Origin of the sequence: Kosakonia oryzendophytica, assembly GCF_900094925.1 — a bacterium.
Lineage (GTDB): Bacteria > Pseudomonadota > Gammaproteobacteria > Enterobacterales > Enterobacteriaceae > Kosakonia > Kosakonia oryzendophytica.
Map to the genome: position 1 here is coordinate 571,436 of NZ_FMAY01000002.1, position 16,235 is coordinate 587,670.

The following is a 16,235-nucleotide window of genomic DNA, read 5'->3' on the forward strand; positions in this document are numbered from 1 at the left end:
AAAAAATATAGGGCGGGAATAAATCCCGCCGTATAAGGCGCAGCCACAGTGTTGTGGTGTGCCGTCAGTGATAACGGGTGATTAACCCGCCATCTGTTTTTCGCGGATTTCCGCCAGCGTTTTGCAGTCGATACACAGATCGGCGGTCGGACGCGCTTCCAGGCGGCGGATGCCAATTTCCACACCGCAGGATTCACAGAATCCGAAATCTTCGTCTTCCACTTTTTTCAGCGTCTTCTCGATCTTTTTAATCAGCTTGCGCTCGCGATCACGGTTACGCAGTTCGAGGCTGAACTCTTCTTCCTGTGCGGCACGATCAACCGGATCAGGGAAGTTTGCAGCTTCGTCTTGCATATGTGTGACGGTGCGATCGACTTCATCCCTAAGTTGATTACGCCATGCTTCAAGAATGCGCTTGAAGTGAGCCAGCTGGGCTTCGTTCATATACTCTTCGCCCGGTTTCTCTTGATACGGCTCCACCCCAGCGATGGCGAGAATACTCAGGGACGATGTTTTACGGTTTTGCCCTTCTTGCATGTTGCTTCTCCTTAACACGCACTATCGATCCCCGGTTGGGGGAAAAATCAGGCCGCTATAAATAACAGATGCTTTTCCGGATGGCAAATATCTAAACGTAACACTTGACAACCCTGTGAAGAAAAGCGTATTTGCGCACGCGACCAGAACACTTATTAGTCAAACGTCTGCCTTTAATAAACGGTGAAAGGCACCGGCAAACTCAGAGTGATGTTATCGGCAGAAAGTTCCGCTTTATAAGCGAGAATTTCCACCCCCTGACGTTGTGCGTCATTCAACAAACGTGCGTATTCCTCATCAATATGGCGCGCTGGAGAAAAATGTTCAACGGCTGAGTGCAAGACGGCAAACAGGATTACAGCGCGATCACCATTAGCCGCCACGCTCATTAATTCCCGCAGATGCTTCTGACCCCGGAGAGTGACCGCATCCGGGAAAAAGCCTGACTGCTGCTCGGCGAGCGTGACCGATTTCACTTCAATATAGCAGTTGCGGCGATCATCCGCCTGTAGCAGAAAATCAATTCTGCTACGTTCCGCACCATATTTTACTTCGCTTTTCAGCGCGCTATAGCCGGTCAGTTCTGGCAGGCTTCCGGCGAGGATCGCCTCTTTGGTCAGCGTATTTGCGCGCAGCGTGTTGACGCAAATAAATGCCCCTTGCCGGGTTTGCGTTAATTCCCAGGTGTGCGCATATTTGCGTTTAGGATTTTCTGATGTGGAATACCACACCGTGTCGCCAGGTGTGGCGCAGCCGGTCATTGCGCCGGTATTGGGGCAATGCAGCGTCAGCGTTTCGCCCTCTGGCGTAATGACATCGGCAAGAAATCGTTTATAGCGCTGAATCAGCGTGGCGGGTTTTAGCGGCGGGGAAAACTGCATAGGCGATCCTTATTGTTATGGTTTTAATGGCCAGCGGTTGAGCGCCGTATAACGGGTGCGTCCGTTGATAAACTGCGATTCATACAGCGCAAACGCCCCAACCGGAAAGGTCCAGCGAAAACCCGGCGGCGGAATAGCCACCGCCTGAGCGGCGTCGCGCAATAGCGTGATATGCGGGTGGAAAGGCTGCGGACTTTGGTAACAACCGCTGCGGGAAGCCTGCGCGCGAAGCATATTCGCCAGCTGTAGCAACCCGCGCGGCGGCTGACGCGCACCAAGCCAGACCACGCGCGATCGCAGCCACTGCCCTGCATCATCCAGTGTCAGCGTAAAACCAGGCTGCTGTATCCGTCCGGCAAGCGTTTCCAGCGCCCGCTGTTTCTCCGCGCTGATATCACCGAGAAATGCCAGTGTCAGATGGAGGTTGGCAGCGGCGATGGCGCGCCCGGCGTCGGCCGGAAAGTGCTGCGCGCGCCAGTGCACCACCTCTGTCTGTATCCCGGCGGGTAACTCAATGGCAAAAAACAGCCTTTTGGATTCGGACATGCGCTCCCCGGTAATGGCTCGGTAATGATTTGCGGCGATGGTATACTACTGCGCTGTTCTATGTTAACCCTCAGGAGCTTTTGTGTCCTTATTGCCGGTCGCCGCTGTTCTTCCCGATATCCTTTCTGCGTTGCAACGCGCGCCCCAGGTGCTATTGAGCGCGCCGACCGGGGCAGGGAAATCCACATGGCTGCCACTGCAATTGCTGCAACAGGGCGCTATTGAGGGGCGTATTTTACTGCTGGAGCCGCGTCGCCTCGCAGCCCGCAATGTTGCGCAGCGGCTGGCGGAACTTCTTAATGAGAAACCCGGAGAAACGGTTGGCTATCGCATGCGGGCGGAAAGTTGCGTGGGGCCAAACACGCGGCTGGAAGTGGTCACCGAAGGGATCCTGACGCGCCTGATCCAGCACGATCCGGAGCTGAGCGGCGTGGGGCTGGTGATACTGGATGAATTCCACGAACGCAGTTTACAGGCCGATCTGGCTCTGGCGCTGCTGCTGGATGTTCAGCAGGGGTTGCGTGATGATCTCAAATTGCTGGTGATGTCCGCGACGCTGGATAACGCGCGCTTGCAGGCGTTGTTGCCGGATGCGCCGGTCGTCGTTTCGCAGGGGCGCGCCTGGCCGGTTGAACAGCGCTTCCAGGCACTGCCGGCGCATCAGCGTTTTGACGAAGCGGTGGCGCAAGCGGCCGCAGAGTTGTTGCGCAGTGAGCCAGGTTCACTGCTGCTGTTTTTACCGGGTGTAGGTGAGATCCTGCGCGTTCAGGAGCAGCTCGCTTCCCGCGTGGGCAATGATGTTGTGCTCTGCCCGCTGTATGGTGCGCTGCCGTTAAGCGAACAGCGTAAAGCGATTTTGCCGCCCCCGAGCGGGCAACGAAAAGTGGTGCTGGCGACTAATATTGCCGAAACCAGTTTGACCATTGAAGGCATACGGCTGGTGGTGGATAGCGCACAGGAACGCGTTGCCCGTTTTGACCCTCGTACTGGTTTAACCCGGCTGATCACGCAGCGTATCAGCGTCGCCTCAATGACGCAGCGTGCCGGGCGTGCAGGCCGTCTTGAGCCCGGGATTTGTTTGCATTTACTGGGCAAAGATCAGGCGGAACGCGCCGCGGCGCAAAGCAGCCCGGAAATACTCAACAGCGATTTATCCGGCCTGTTGATGGAATTATTACTGTGGGGATGCCAGGATCCCGCCCGGCTTAACTGGCTGGATATGCCGCCTGAGGTAAACCTCGCAGCGGCACGCAATCTCCTGAAACAGTTGCAAGCGCTGGATGAAGGGCGCTTAACAGCGTCAGGCCGGAAGATGGCGGCGCTCGGTAGCGATCCGCGTCTGGCAGCGATGCTGGCCTCGGCGAAAGGTGATGATGAGATAGCTACTGCGGCGAAACTGGCGGCCATTCTTGAAGAGCCGCCGCGCGCAGGAAATAGCGATCTCAGCACGGCGTTCGCGCGTCAACAGGCGAACTGGCAGCAGCGCGCACGCCAGCTTGCCCGGCGGTTGAAAAGCCAGGCCGGTGAACCGGACAGCGATGCGCTGGCACCGCTGCTGGCCAGCGCCTTTGCCGATCGTATTGCGCGCAGGCGAGGTCAGCAGGGGCGTTATCAACTGGCGAACGGTATGGGGGCCACGCTGGACGCTGACGATGCGCTGGGCCGCCATGAGTGGCTGATTGCTCCGCTGCTATTGCAAGGGAGTCAGTCGCCGGATGCCCGTATTCTGCTGGCGCTGCCGCTGGATATCGACGCGCTGATTGCCCGTTGCCCGCACTTATTGCAGCAGTCAGACACCGTTGAATGGGATGACGCACAAGGCACGTTGAAAGCGTTCCGCCGGAGCCAGATAGGACAACTGACGGTAAAAGTGCAGCCGCTGGCAAAGCCGTCGGAAGAAGAATTGCATCTGGCGATGCTCAATGGCATCCGTGATAAAGGGCTGCGGGTGCTGAACTGGACGCCGGAAGCTGAACAGTTGCGTTTGCGATTACACTGTGCGGCGAAGTGGCTGCCGGAGCAGACATGGCCCGCCGTGGATGACGCTTCGTTACTGGATTCATTGGAGCAGTGGTTGCTCCCGCACATGGGGGGGATCCGTTCGTTGCGCGATCTGAACGCACTGGATGTTACGCAGGCGTTACAAACCCTGTTGCCGTGGTCATTACGTCAACGGCTGGATAGTGAGCTGCCTGGGCATTACACTGTGCCGACCGGAAGCCGGATAGCCATTCGCTATCATGAGGATAATCCGCCGGTACTGGCAGTTCGCATTCAGGAAATGTTTGGTGAAGCCACCACGCCCACCATTGCGCAGGGGCGCGTGGCGCTGGTGCTGGAGCTGCTTTCTCCTGCGCAGCGACCGCTGCAAATTACCCGTGATTTAGCGGCGTTTTGGGCCGGTTCCTGGCGCGATGTGCAAAAAGAGATGAAGGGGCGCTACCCGAAACATGTCTGGCCGGACGATCCGGCGAATACTGCCCCCACGCGGCGGACGAAAAAATACTCCTGAGCCGGTCAGTGTTTGCCGTCCGGCGCGGGTGAAAATTGAGAGATTTCTTCTTCTGCCTCTGTGCAGAAGAGTTGAGAATCAGGCCCTTGCGCCTGAAAGTTGCGGAGAGTAAAGCATGGCGGGGAATGACCGCGAGCCAATTGGACGCAAAGGTAAACCAGCGCGTCCGGCAAAAGAGAAGATCAGTCGTCGTCGACTCCGGGAAGAGGAGTATGACGAGTACGAAGATGATGACGATGAGGATGAAGAACCGATGCCGAAAAAAGGAAGAGGCAAAGGCCGGAAGCCCCGGGGTAAACGCGGCTGGTTCTGGCTGCTGTTGAAAATCTTCATTGTCCTTGCCGTGCTGTGCGCCATTTATGGCGTCTATTTGGATCAAAAGATCCGCGCCCGTATCGACGGCAAAGTCTGGCAGTTGCCCGCAGCGGTCTATGGTCGCATGGTCAACCTTGAACCGGATATGGCGGTCAGTAAAAACGAGATGGTGAAACTGCTGGAAGCCACGCAGTACCGCCAGGTGACGAAGATGACGCGTCCCGGCGAGTTTACCGTGCAGGCGAAAAGCATTGAGATGATCCGCCGTCCGTTTGATTTCCCGGACAGTAAAGAAGGGCAGGTGCGTGCGCGTCTGACGTTTGATGGCGATCGTCTGGAAACCATCGAAAATATGGACAGCAACCGCCAGTTCGGTTTCTTCCGCCTCGATCCGCGTCTGATCACCATGCTCTCGTCGCCAAACGGCGAGCAGCGTCTGTTTGTTCCGCGTAACGGATTCCCGGATCTGCTGGTGGATACCCTACTGGCAACGGAAGACCGCCATTTTTACGAACACGATGGCATTAGCTTCTACTCCATTGGCCGTGCGGTACTGGCTAACCTGACGGCAGGCCGTACCGTGCAGGGGGCGAGTACGCTGACTCAGCAACTGGTGAAAAACCTGTTCCTCAGCAGCGAGCGTTCTTACTGGCGTAAAGCTAACGAAGCCTATATGGCGCTGATCATGGATGCCCGTTACAGCAAGGATCGCATCCTTGAGCTGTATATGAACGAGGTTTACCTGGGGCAGAGCGGCGATAACGAGATCCGCGGGTTCCCGCTGGCGAGCCTGTACTATTTTGGTCGTCCGGTGGAAGAGCTAAGTCTTGATCAGCAGGCGTTGCTGGTTGGGATGGTGAAAGGGGCCTCGGTCTACAACCCATGGCGCAATCCAAAACTGGCGCTGGAACGCCGAAATCTGGTGCTGCGCTTGCTGCAACAGCAGAACGTGATCGACCAGGAACTGTATGACATGCTGAGCGCCCGTCCACTGGGCGTGCAGCCGCGCGGTGGGGTGATTTCACCGCAGCCGGCGTTTATGCAGATGGTGCGTCAGGAGCTGCAGGCGAAGCTGGGCGACAAAGTGAAAGATCTCTCCGGCGTGAAGATCTTTACGACTTTTGATTCTGTGGCGCAGGATGCTGCCGAAAAAGCGGCGGTGGATGGCATTCCGGCGCTGATTAAACAGCGCAAATTGACCGACCTTGAAACCGCGATGGTGGTGGTAGACCGCTTTACCGGCGAGGTGCGGGCGATGGTCGGTGGCGCGACACCGCAGTTTGCCGGTTATAACCGTGCGATGCAGGCGCGTCGATCGATTGGTTCACTGGCGAAACCGGCGACCTATCTGACCGCGTTAAGTCAGCCGAATCAATATCGCCTGAATACGTGGATCGCGGATGCGCCGATCTCACTGCGCCTGTCCAATGGCCAGGTGTGGGCACCGCAGAACGATGACCACCGTTTCAGTGGTCAGGTCATGCTGGTGGATGCGCTGACCCGTTCTATGAACGTGCCGACCGTTAACCTCGGGATGGCGATTGGTCTGCCGGCGGTGACGGATACCTGGGAAAAACTCGGTGCGCCGAAAGATCAGCTGACGGGAATGCCATCAATGCTGCTTGGGGCGCTGAACCTGACGCCGATTGAAGTGGCGCAGGCATTCCAGACGATCGCCAGCGGGGGGAACCGCGCACCGCTTTCCGCGCTGCGCTCGGTGATCGCTGAAGACGGCACCGTGCTCTATCAAAGCTTCCCGCAGGCCGAGCGTGCAGTACCAGCGCAGGCGGCGTATATGACGCTGTGGACCATGCAGCAGGTTGTGCAACGGGGTACGGGCCGTCAGCTTGGCGCGAAGTATCCGGGGCTGCACCTGGCGGGTAAAACCGGGACCACCAACAATAACGTCGATACCTGGTTTGCCGGTATCGACGGGCGTGAAGTCACCATTACCTGGGTGGGGCGCGACAATAACCAGCCGACCAAATTGTATGGCGCCAGCGGCGCAATGGCGATTTATCAGCGTTACCTGGAAAACCAGTCGCCGATCCCGTTAGATCTGACGCCGCCGGAAGATATCACCACGATGGGCGTCGACGATATGGGTAACTTTGTCTGCGGCGGTGGCGGTACACGTCAGCTACCGGTCTGGACCACCAGCCCGGAAACGCTGTGTCAGCAGAACCAGATGCAGCCGCAGACGGGTAACCCGTTTGATTCGTCGACGCAGCCGCAACAGCAGCCACAACAACCACCACAGCAACAGCCGCAGCAGGAGCAGAAAAGCGATGGCGTAGCGGGGTGGATCAAAGAGATGTTTGGCGGCAACTAAGCCATGACAGTGCCATCAAACCCCTGGTCGAAGGCCGGGGGTTTTCTTTTTCGTCGTCTAAAACATCCGGATAACGCGATAGTAAATTCCTTTTAATAGCCCTTTAACTCCCCGTTTCTATCTGGTTATTTCTTCATCCTTTAAGCCCGTTCAGACGGCGCGTTGCTTGCTATACAGGCAACCGTTCGCCTATTATGCTGCGGTCATAATAATAATTATCGTTTACGTTATCATTCACTCATTGATCCAGAGAGAAAACAATGGCGCGTCCCAATACTGCTCAGCCAGTCAACACCTCGCTGCGTAAAATCGCAGTGGTTGTAGCCACAGCGGTTAGCGGCATGTCTGTTTATGCACAGGCAGCAACGACCCAAAAAGAAGAGACCATCACCGTCACCACCGCTGCCCCGCAGGAGAGCGCATGGGGGCCGGCGGCGACGATCGCGGCGAAACACTCTGCGACCGCCACCAAAACGGATACGCCGCTGGAGAAAACCCCGCAGTCTGTTTCCGTGGTGACCAGCGAAGAGATGCAAATCCGCCAGCCTGCTTCAGTAAAAGAGGCGTTAGGCTATACACCCGGCGTTGTCGTGAGTAACCGCGGCGCGTCCAATACTTATGACTTTGTGAGTATCCGCGGGTTTACCTCTGTTGGCCTCAGCCAGAACAATTATCTGGATGGATTGAAACTGCAGGGTAACTTCTACAACGACGCAGTCATCGATCCCTATATGCTAGAGCGTGTTGAACTGATGCGTGGGCCGACTTCTGTTCTCTATGGGAAGAGTAATCCGGGTGGCATTATTTCCATGGTTAGCAAACGTCCGACCACAGAACCGCTGCACGAAGTCCAGTTCAAGATGGGGACGGATAATCTGTACCAGACAGGGTTTGATTTCAGTGATGCGCTGGATGATAACGGTGAATTTTCCTACCGTCTGACAGGTGTCGCCCGTTCTAACGATCAGCAGCAGGTTAATGCGAAGCAAAAACGTTATGCCATCGCGCCCTCTTTTACCTGGCGTCCTGACGATAAAACCCGTTTCACTTTCCTCTCTTACTTCCAGAATGAGCCACAAACTGGCTACTACGGATGGTTGCCGAAAGAAGGAACTGTTCAGCCGTTGCCGAACGGTAGCCATATTGGTACTGACTTCAATGAAGGTGCGAAGAACAACACTTATTCCCGTAACCAGAAAATGGTCGGTTATAGCGTTGAACATGGTTTCGATGACACCTTTACCCTGCGCCAGAACTTGCGCTTCTCTGAGATGAAAACAGATCAGCAGAGCGTATACGGTACAGGTATTGCGGCCGATGGGCATACCCTCAATCGCGGCACTGTTGTCGATAATGAGCGTCTCCAGAACTTCAGCGTCGATACGCAGTTACAGAGTAAATTTTCCACGGGTGCAGTTGAACATACTCTGCTGACCGGCGTTGATTTCATGCGCATGCGTAACGATATCAATGCGACATTTGGTAGTGCACCGTCTATCGACCTCTATAATCCTTATACACCGGAAGATTTCACTTTTGGTGATGCCGCGCCTTACCAATTGAACGAAACCAAACAGACCGGGATCTACGCCCAAAACCAGGCGGAGTGGGATAAGTGGGTCTTTACGCTGGGTGGCCGTTATGACTGGTCAAATCAGCAGACGACCGTACGTGCCGATGGGGGTTCTGTCGATCGCAATGACCACCAGTTCACCTGGCGTGGTGGTGTTAACTATCTCTTTGATAACGGTATTGCGCCCTATATCAGCTACAGCCAGTCTTTCGAACCGAATGCATTCGATCTCTATAGCACGCCGCGTATGGCTTTTGCTCCTTCAAAAGGCGAGCAGTATGAAGCCGGTATTCGCTATGTACCGAAAGATATGCCGATCGTACTCAGTGGAGCGGTGTATCAGCTGACGAAGACCAATACGCTGACTACCGACCCGAATAATACGACGTTACAGGTTCCATCAGGGGAAGTGCGTTCGCGTGGTGTGGAGCTGGAAGCGAAAGCAGCGTTGAATGCCAATATCAATGTGACCGCGTCTTATACCTATATCGATGCTGAATACACCAAAGATACCAATCTGAAGGGTAATCATGTCGAGCAGGTGCCGCGCAACATGGGATCCCTGTGGGGCGATTACACCTTCCATTCTGGCGTATTGTCTGGCCTGACGCTGGGCACTGGAGGACGCTTCATCGGTTCAAGTTACGGCGCACCGGATAACGCATTCAAAGTGGGCAGTGCGACGGTGATGGATGCTGTTATCAAGTATGACCTGGCTCGTCTGGGTATGGCGGGTTCTAGTGTTGCTTTGAACGTAAACAATCTGCTTGATCGCGATTATGTTTCCAGCTGCTTCCAGGCCTATGGCTGTTTCTGGGGCGCAGAGCGTCAGGTAGTGGCGACAGCAACCTTCCGCTTCTAATCTCTCTTCGGGCACGGTTCGCCGTGCCCTTTGACAAGTTGGCTACTATGCAGGAAAAGAACACGCTTCCCGACACGACATTTCAACTGAACGGAGTGAGCTTTAGCGTACCCGGTCGTACGCTGCTCCACCCGTTATCTTTGCGTTTCCCCCCCGGAAAAGTCACCGGGTTGATTGGTCATAACGGTTCCGGCAAATCCACGCTGCTCAAAATGTTGGGCCGTCATCAGCCACCTTCCGGCGGCGATATTCTGCTGGATGAGCAGCCGTTGGCGAGCTGGAACAGTAAAGCCTTTGCCCGCAAGGTGGCGTATCTTCCTCAGCAACTGCCGCAGGCGGAAGGGATGACTGTACGTGAGCTGGTGGCGATTGGTCGTTATCCGTGGCACGGTGCGTTGGGGCGTTTTGGTATTGCTGATCGGGAAAAAGTTGAAGAAGCGATAGCGTTGGTTGGGTTGAAACCGTTGGCGCATCGCCTGGTGGACAGCCTTTCCGGTGGTGAACGTCAGCGCGCGTGGATTGCAATGCTGGTGGCGCAGGATAGCCGTTGCCTGCTGCTTGATGAGCCGACTTCCGCGCTGGACATCGCGCACCAGGTTGATGTGTTGGCGCTGGTGCATCGTCTTAGTCAGCAGCGTGGGTTAACGGTGATTGCCGTTCTGCACGACATTAATATGGCGGCGCGATACTGCGATTATCTGGTGGCACTGCGCGGCGGTGAAATGATCGCGGAAGGGATACCGGATGACTTAATGCGCGCCGACACGCTTGAACACATTTATGGCATCCCGATGGGCATCCTGCCGCACCCTTCCGGCGCCGCACCGGTGAGTTTTGTCTACTAATGGCCCAATTACCTCAGATTAGCCGTCGCCGCCTGCTGACGGCGATGGCGCTCTCTCCCTTACTGTGGAACATGCGCAACGCGCAGGCGGCGTCTGTCGACCCGCACCGTATCGTTGCCCTCGAATGGCTACCCGTTGAGTTACTGCTGGCGCTCGGCGTTGCGCCCTATGGCGTGGCAGATGTGCATAATTACAACGTGTGGGTTAACGAACCCGCACTGCCTGACGCGGTGATCGATATCGGGCTGCGGACAGAGCCTAATCTCGAACTGCTGACGCAGATGAAGCCCTCTTATCTTGTCTGGTCCGCAGGCTATGGCCCGTCAGAAACCAAGCTGGCGCGTATTGCCCCAGGGCGTGGTTTCACCTTCAGCGATGGTAAAAAACCGCTCACGATGGCGCGCCACTCCCTTAACGAGATGGCGCAGTTGCTGAACAGGGAAGCGGCTGCGAAAACACATCTGGATGCGTTTGATGCGTTGATCGACGGGACAAAACCGCATTTCGCCCGCCGTGGCAACCGCCCGTTGCTGATGATCACGCTGCTGGATCCCCGCCATGTACTGGCGTTTGGTCCGAACTGCCTGTTCCAGGAAGTGCTTGATAGTCTGGGAATTCGTAATGCCTGGCATGGTGAAACCAGCTTCTGGGGCAGTGTGGCAGTGGGTATCGACAGGCTGGCGGAATACAACGATGTGGATGTGCTCTGTTTCGATCACGGCAATGACCAGGATATGCGCAAGCTGATGGCGACGCCGCTCTGGCAGGCGATGCCTTTTGTGCGTTCCGGACGTTTCCAGCGCGTGCCGGCTGTCTGGTTTTATGGTGCGACGCTGTCAGCGATGCACTTTACTCGTGTGCTGGATAACGCGCTGGGAGGGAAGGCATGAGTCGTCGTCTCTCCCTTTTCCCGATACTGCTACTGGCGCTGTTATTTGCTATCGCCGCAGGGCTGAGTTGGTCCAATTTAAACATTGCGTTGCCGCGAGCGCAGTGGGGTGAGGCGCTGCGTGCGCCAGACATAGACCGTATCGATCAAATGCTGTTCCACTACAGCTTGCTGCCAAGGCTGGTAATTTCCCTGCTGGTGGGGGCGGGTCTTGGGCTGGTGGGCGTGTTGTTCCAGCAAGTATTGCGCAACCCGTTGGCGGAACCGACCACACTTGGCGTGGCGACCGGCGCTCAACTGGGGATCACCGTCACCACACTGTGGGCGATACCGGGCGTGCTGGCTTCGCAGTTTGCTGCACTGGTGGGTGCGTGCGCTGTGGGCGCGCTGGTGTTTGGCGTGGCCTGGGGCAAACGGTTATCGCCGGTGACACTGATCCTTGCCGGGCTGGTGGTGAGTCTTTATTGCGGAGCAATCAACCAGTTGCTGGCGCTGTTTCATCACGATCAGCTGCAAAGCATGTTCTTATGGAGCACCGGTACGCTGACTCAGACCGACTGGAGCGTGGTGCAGCGTCTGTGGCCACAACTGGCGGGCTGCGGTCTATTAACGTTGTTGCTGCTGCGTCCGCTGACCCTGATGGGGCTGGATGATGGTGTCGCACGTAACCTCGGACTGGCCTTGTCGCTGGCCCGGCTGGCGGCGCTGACGCTGGCGATCGCCCTGAGTGCCTTACTGGTGAATGCGGTGGGGATTATTGGTTTTATCGGCCTGTTTGCGCCGCTGTTGGCAAAAATGCTCGGCGCTCGCCGTTTACTGGCGCGACTGGTGTTGTCGCCGTTTATTGGCGCGCTCATCTTGTGGCTTTCCGATCAACTGGTCTGGTTGCTGACCCGGGTATGGATGGAGATCTCCACCGGCTCCGTGACCGCGTTGATTGGCGCACCGTTGCTGCTGTGGCTGTTGCCGCGCCTGCGCAGCATGAGCGCACCCGCGATGAACGCCGGGGATAACGTTCCCGCTGAGCGTCAGCACGTGCCGGGGTTTGCCTTCGGGGGGCTGGTGTTGCTGTTGCTGGTGATGTGGGGGGCGCTGGCATTCGGTCGGGATGCGCAAGGCTGGCACTGGGCCAGTGGTGCGTTACTGAATGATCTTCTGGAGTGGCGCTGGCCGCGCATCATCGCGGCACTCACTGCTGGCATCATGCTGGCTGTTGCGGGTTGCATTATTCAGCGCCTGACCGTTAACCCGATGGCCAGTCCGGAAGTGCTGGGGATCAGCTCCGGTGCGGCGTTTGGCGTGGTGCTGATGCTCTTTTTCGTGCCGGGGAACGCCTTTGGCTGGCTGATGCCCGCCGGGAGTCTTGGTGCCGCGGCGACGCTACTGATTATCATGATTTCTGCCGGGCGCGGCGGGTTTTCACCGCACCGCATGTTACTGGCCGGTATGGCGTTAAGCACGGCGTTTACCATGCTGCTGATGATGATGCAGGCCAGCGGCGACCCGCGAATGACGGCGATCCTGACGTGGATTTCCGGTTCAACCTATAACGCCTCCGGTGAGCAGGTATGGCGCACCAGTGCGATGATGGTGGTGTTGCTGGCGTTGACGCCGCTGTGCCGTCGCTGGCTGATGATTTTACCGCTGGGGGGAAATACCGCTCGGGCAGTGGGAATGGCGCTGACATCATCGCGTGTTGCGCTACTGCTGCTGGCTGCGGCCTTAACGGCCACGGCGACGATGACCATTGGCCCGCTGAGCTTTGTCGGGCTGATGGCGCCGCATATTGCACGGATGATGGGTTTTCGCCGCACGATGCCGCATATGCTGATTTCAGCACTGGTGGGGGGCATGTTGCTGGTCTTTGCCGACTGGTGCGGGCGGATGATGTTATTTCCGTATCAGATCCCGGCAGGGTTGCTGTCGACCTTCATTGGCGCGCCGTACTTTATCTATTTGTTGAGAAAGCAGAGCCGTTAATATTCCCCCTCTCCCTGGTGGGGAGAGGGGAAAGAACATCAGAGTTTCGCGAATACGCGGCGAGCGGCATCGATAGTATTGTCGATATCTTCTTCGCTGTGTGCGACAGACATGAAGCCCGCTTCAAACGCAGACGGCGCAAGGTAAACGCCTTCTTCCAGCATCAGATGGAAGAACCGTTTGAAACGTTCAACATCGCATTTCACTACATCCTGATAGCAGGTCACGCTTTGCGCATCGGTAAAGAACAGGCCGAACATACCGCCGACATGGTTCACAACCAGTGGGATGCCTGCCTGCTGAGCGGCATCAAGCAGACCATTGGCCAGTTGGGTGGTCAGTTCGGTCAGGGTAGTGTGGATGCCAGGCTGAGCCACTTCGGTTAAACAGGCGTAGCCCGCCGCCATCGCAATCGGGTTACCGGACAGTGTTCCCGCCTGATAAACCGGGCCGGTGGGTGCCAGTGCATCCATCACCTCGCGGCGACCGCCAAATGCGCCGACTGGCATGCCGCCACCGATGATTTTGCCAAGGCAGGTCAGGTCCGGTGTCACATCGTAGTACGCTTGCGCCCCGGCCAGCGCCACACGGAAACCGGTCATCACTTCATCGATGATCAGCAGTGCGCCAAATTCATCACACAGCGCACGCAGGCCTGGCAGGAATTCCGGCTGTGGCGGAATGCAGTTCATATTGCCTGCCACTGGCTCAACTATAATGCAGGCGATATCCTGCGGATATTGTTCAAAGGCTGCGCGCACGGAAGCGAGATCGTTGTAGGTGCAGGTGAGGGTATGTTTGGCGAAATCCGCCGGAACGCCAGGTGAGTTCGGCTGGCCCAGCGTCAACGCGCCGGATCCCGCTTTTACCAGCAGGCAATCCGCGTGCCCGTGGTAGCAGCCTTCGAATTTGATGATTTTATCGCGACCGGTAAAGCCGCGCGCCAGGCGAATCGCACTCATAGTCGCTTCCGTCCCGGAGTTCACCATGCGCACCATATCCATCGTTGGCACCAGTTCCGTTACCAGTTCCGCCATTTTGACTTCCATTTCAGTCGGTGCGCCAAAGCTCAGCCCGCGGCTGGCGGCGTCGATTACCGCATTGCGAATGGCCGGATGGTTGTGCCCCAGCACCATTGGCCCCCAGGAGCCGACATAATCGATATAGGCTTTGCCATCGACATCGTATAAATAAGCGCCGTCAGCACGCTCGATAAACAGCGGCGTACCACCCACGCCGGTAAAGGCGCGAACCGGTGAGTTGACTCCGCCCGGGATCAATTCACGCGCTGCGTTATAGAGGTTTTCAGACTTACTCATGTTTTCATTCCTGGTTGGTGGAAAAATCAATGCCCGTCATTCTATGTGATTACGGGAAGGTTATGCACGCCCTGGCCGGTGGAATGACATATTTTGCAGGGATTTTAGCCGCGACGCGGGAACCCCGGTTCGTTACAATGCCCGCTGTATTTGTCTTATCTTTTCTCATCTATGACTCCTGAAACCACCTCATTTGAACAGCAGCAAGTGGAACGTCGGCGTCGCAGGAATATTTTGCGTCACTTGTTGCAACGCGATAAAACGCCGCTGGCGATATTAATAATGGCTGCCGTCGCGGGAACGCTGACTGGATTAGTGGGCGTCGCTTTTGAAAAAGCGGTCAATTTCGTCATCAATACCCGGACTGGCGCGCTCGCCCAGGTGGCGGATAACGCGTGGCAGATCTGGTCACTGGCTTTCATTGGCTCCGCTCTGTTGGCGATGGTGGGGTATTTTTTGGTTCGCCGCTTTGCGCCGGAGGCTGGCGGTTCCGGTATTCCGGAAATTGAAGGCGCACTGGAAGAGTTACGTCCGGTACGCTGGTGGCGCGTACTGCCGGTTAAATTTATCGGCGGTATGGGAACACTTGGCGCAGGCATGGTACTTGGCCGGGAAGGCCCGACGGTGCAGATTGGCGGTAATATTGGCCGCATGGTGGCGGATCTGTTCCGTATGCGCAGTGCAGAGGCGCGCCATACGCTACTGGCGACCGGTGCAGCGGCAGGCTTGTCAGCCGCGTTCAATGCGCCCTTGGCTGGGATCCTTTTTATTATTGAAGAGATGCGCTCCCAGTTTCACTACAACCTCATCTCCATTAAAGCCGTGTTCACCGGTGTGATCATGTCGAGCATTGTGTTTCGCCTGTTTAATGGCGAAGCCGCGGTCATTGATGTTGGCAAACTTAGTAATGCGCCGGTCAACACACTCTGGCTCTATCTGGTGCTGGGGATGATTTTTGGCTGCGTAGGGCCTTTGTTTAATACGCTGGTGCTGCGTACTCAGGATCTTTTTCAACGTATTCATGGTGGCCAGACGACCCGCTGGGTGCTGATCGGTGGGCTTATCGGTGGTGCTTGCGGCGTGTTGGGGCTGATTGCCCCGGCGTTTTCCGGTGGGGGTTTTGCTTTGATCCCGATAGCGGCAGCCGGGAACTATACTGTTGGGGTGTTGCTATTACTCTTTTTGATCCGTGTTGCCATGACGCTGCTGTGTTTCTGTTCGGGTGCACCGGGGGGAATATTTGCGCCGATGCTGTCGCTGGGTACGGTGTTGGGGATGGCTTTCGGCAGTGCGAGTGCAGATCTTTTTCCGCACTATCAACTGGATGCAGCAACGTTTGCCGTCGCGGGCATGGGCGCGTTACTGGCTGCTTCGTTACGCGCGCCGCTGACCGGGATCGTGCTGGTTCTGGAAATGACAGACAATTATCAGCTTATTCTGCCAATGATTATCACCTGTCTCGGTGCGACACTGTTAGCACAGTTCCTTGGCGGCAAACCGCTCTATTCCGCTATCCTGGCACGTACGCTTGCCAGGCAGGAGGCGGCCGGTGTTGAGGCGTCGCGGCGGGAGAATACTTGAACGATTTAATAGCGTATTGGATAATAGCCAACAATGATCGGGTGACTATTTGCCCGGATCGCA

11 protein-coding genes are annotated in these 16,235 nt (G+C 56.6%); 7 read left to right on the forward strand and 4 right to left on the reverse strand.

Features of this window, described 5'->3' with window-relative positions:
* Positions 1-81 precede the first annotated feature (81 nt).
* The 3 genes from dksA to thpR all read right to left on the reverse strand — a co-directional run bounded on the left by dksA (position 82) and on the right by thpR (position 1,964).
* Entirely contained in the window at positions 82-537 is a 456-nt protein-coding gene (dksA, locus tag GA0061071_RS05850) for an RNA polymerase-binding protein DksA (protein ID WP_007373199.1), read from the reverse strand.
* Positions 538-710: 173 nt separating this feature from the next.
* Positions 711-1,418 carry a DNA/RNA nuclease SfsA gene (gene sfsA / locus GA0061071_RS05860; RefSeq protein WP_061497611.1) on the reverse strand — a complete coding sequence of 236 codons (708 nt, stop codon included), beginning with the start codon at positions 1,416-1,418 and terminating at the stop codon, positions 711-713.
* A gap of 15 nt (positions 1,419-1,433) precedes the next feature.
* On the reverse strand, positions 1,434-1,964 hold the full coding sequence (thpR, locus tag GA0061071_RS05865; protein ID WP_088237402.1) for an RNA 2',3'-cyclic phosphodiesterase: 531 nt from the start codon (positions 1,962-1,964) through the stop codon (positions 1,434-1,436).
* Between the two features lie 82 nt (positions 1,965-2,046).
* Between thpR and hrpB the strand changes: the two genes are divergently transcribed.
* From hrpB to fhuB, 6 genes are all read left to right on the forward strand, one after another.
* The gene (gene hrpB / locus GA0061071_RS05870; RefSeq protein WP_088237403.1) at positions 2,047-4,476 is read left to right on the forward strand and encodes an ATP-dependent helicase HrpB; all 2,430 of its coding nucleotides are present in this window, start codon (positions 2,047-2,049) and stop codon (positions 4,474-4,476) included.
* A gap of 115 nt (positions 4,477-4,591) precedes the next feature.
* The gene (mrcB, locus tag GA0061071_RS05880) at positions 4,592-7,123 is read left to right on the forward strand and encodes a bifunctional glycosyl transferase/transpeptidase (protein ID WP_061497605.1); all 2,532 of its coding nucleotides are present in this window, start codon (positions 4,592-4,594) and stop codon (positions 7,121-7,123) included.
* Between the two features lie 260 nt (positions 7,124-7,383).
* Positions 7,384-9,558, forward strand: a complete 2,175-nt coding sequence (gene fhuA, locus GA0061071_RS05885) for a ferrichrome porin FhuA (RefSeq protein WP_088237404.1) — start codon at positions 7,384-7,386, stop codon at positions 9,556-9,558.
* Between the two features lie 47 nt (positions 9,559-9,605).
* Positions 9,606-10,403 carry a Fe3+-hydroxamate ABC transporter ATP-binding protein FhuC gene (gene fhuC / locus GA0061071_RS05890; RefSeq protein ID WP_061497602.1) on the forward strand — a complete coding sequence of 266 codons (798 nt, stop codon included), beginning with the start codon at positions 9,606-9,608 and terminating at the stop codon, positions 10,401-10,403.
* A complete protein-coding gene (gene fhuD / locus GA0061071_RS05895) occupies positions 10,403-11,293 on the forward strand; it encodes a Fe(3+)-hydroxamate ABC transporter substrate-binding protein FhuD (protein WP_088237405.1) in 891 nt (296 codons plus the stop codon). The genes fhuC and fhuD overlap by 1 nt, the downstream gene beginning before the upstream one ends.
* Positions 11,290-13,272, forward strand: a complete 1,983-nt coding sequence (gene fhuB / locus GA0061071_RS05900; protein ID WP_088237406.1) for a Fe(3+)-hydroxamate ABC transporter permease FhuB — start codon at positions 11,290-11,292, stop codon at positions 13,270-13,272. Before fhuD ends, fhuB begins: the two co-directional genes overlap by 4 nt.
* Before the next feature lie 38 nt (positions 13,273-13,310).
* Here fhuB and hemL read toward each other — a convergent pair whose 3' ends face one another.
* On the reverse strand, positions 13,311-14,591 hold the full coding sequence (hemL, locus tag GA0061071_RS05905) for a glutamate-1-semialdehyde 2,1-aminomutase (RefSeq protein WP_061497595.1): 1,281 nt from the start codon (positions 14,589-14,591) through the stop codon (positions 13,311-13,313).
* Between the two features lie 171 nt (positions 14,592-14,762).
* Here hemL and clcA point away from each other — a divergent pair, with 171 nt between their 5' ends.
* Complete coding sequence (clcA, locus tag GA0061071_RS05910) at positions 14,763-16,172, forward strand: H(+)/Cl(-) exchange transporter ClcA (RefSeq protein ID WP_088237407.1); 1,410 nt, start codon at positions 14,763-14,765, stop codon at positions 16,170-16,172.
* The last annotated feature ends 63 nt before the right edge of the window (positions 16,173-16,235 follow it).

Excerpts from the sequence above, each read along its gene's own strand:
- fhuA (WP_088237404.1), top strand. The coding sequence starts at position 7,384 with ATGGCGCGTCCCAATACTGCTCAGCCAGTCAACACCTCGCTGCGTAAA.
- hemL (WP_061497595.1), bottom strand. The coding sequence starts at position 14,591 with ATGAGTAAGTCTGAAAACCTCTATAACGCAGCGCGTGAATTGATCCCG.
- thpR (WP_088237402.1), bottom strand. The coding sequence starts at position 1,964 with ATGTCCGAATCCAAAAGGCTGTTTTTTGCCATTGAGTTACCCGCCGGG.
- clcA (WP_088237407.1), top strand. The coding sequence starts at position 14,763 with ATGACTCCTGAAACCACCTCATTTGAACAGCAGCAAGTGGAACGTCGG.
- fhuB (WP_088237406.1), top strand. The coding sequence starts at position 11,290 with ATGAGTCGTCGTCTCTCCCTTTTCCCGATACTGCTACTGGCGCTGTTA.
- sfsA (WP_061497611.1), bottom strand. The coding sequence starts at position 1,418 with ATGCAGTTTTCCCCGCCGCTAAAACCCGCCACGCTGATTCAGCGCTAT.
- fhuD (WP_088237405.1), top strand. The coding sequence starts at position 10,403 with ATGGCCCAATTACCTCAGATTAGCCGTCGCCGCCTGCTGACGGCGATG.
- fhuC (WP_061497602.1), top strand. The coding sequence starts at position 9,606 with ATGCAGGAAAAGAACACGCTTCCCGACACGACATTTCAACTGAACGGA.
- dksA (WP_007373199.1), bottom strand. The coding sequence starts at position 537 with ATGCAAGAAGGGCAAAACCGTAAAACATCGTCCCTGAGTATTCTCGCC.
- mrcB (WP_061497605.1), top strand. The coding sequence starts at position 4,592 with ATGGCGGGGAATGACCGCGAGCCAATTGGACGCAAAGGTAAACCAGCG.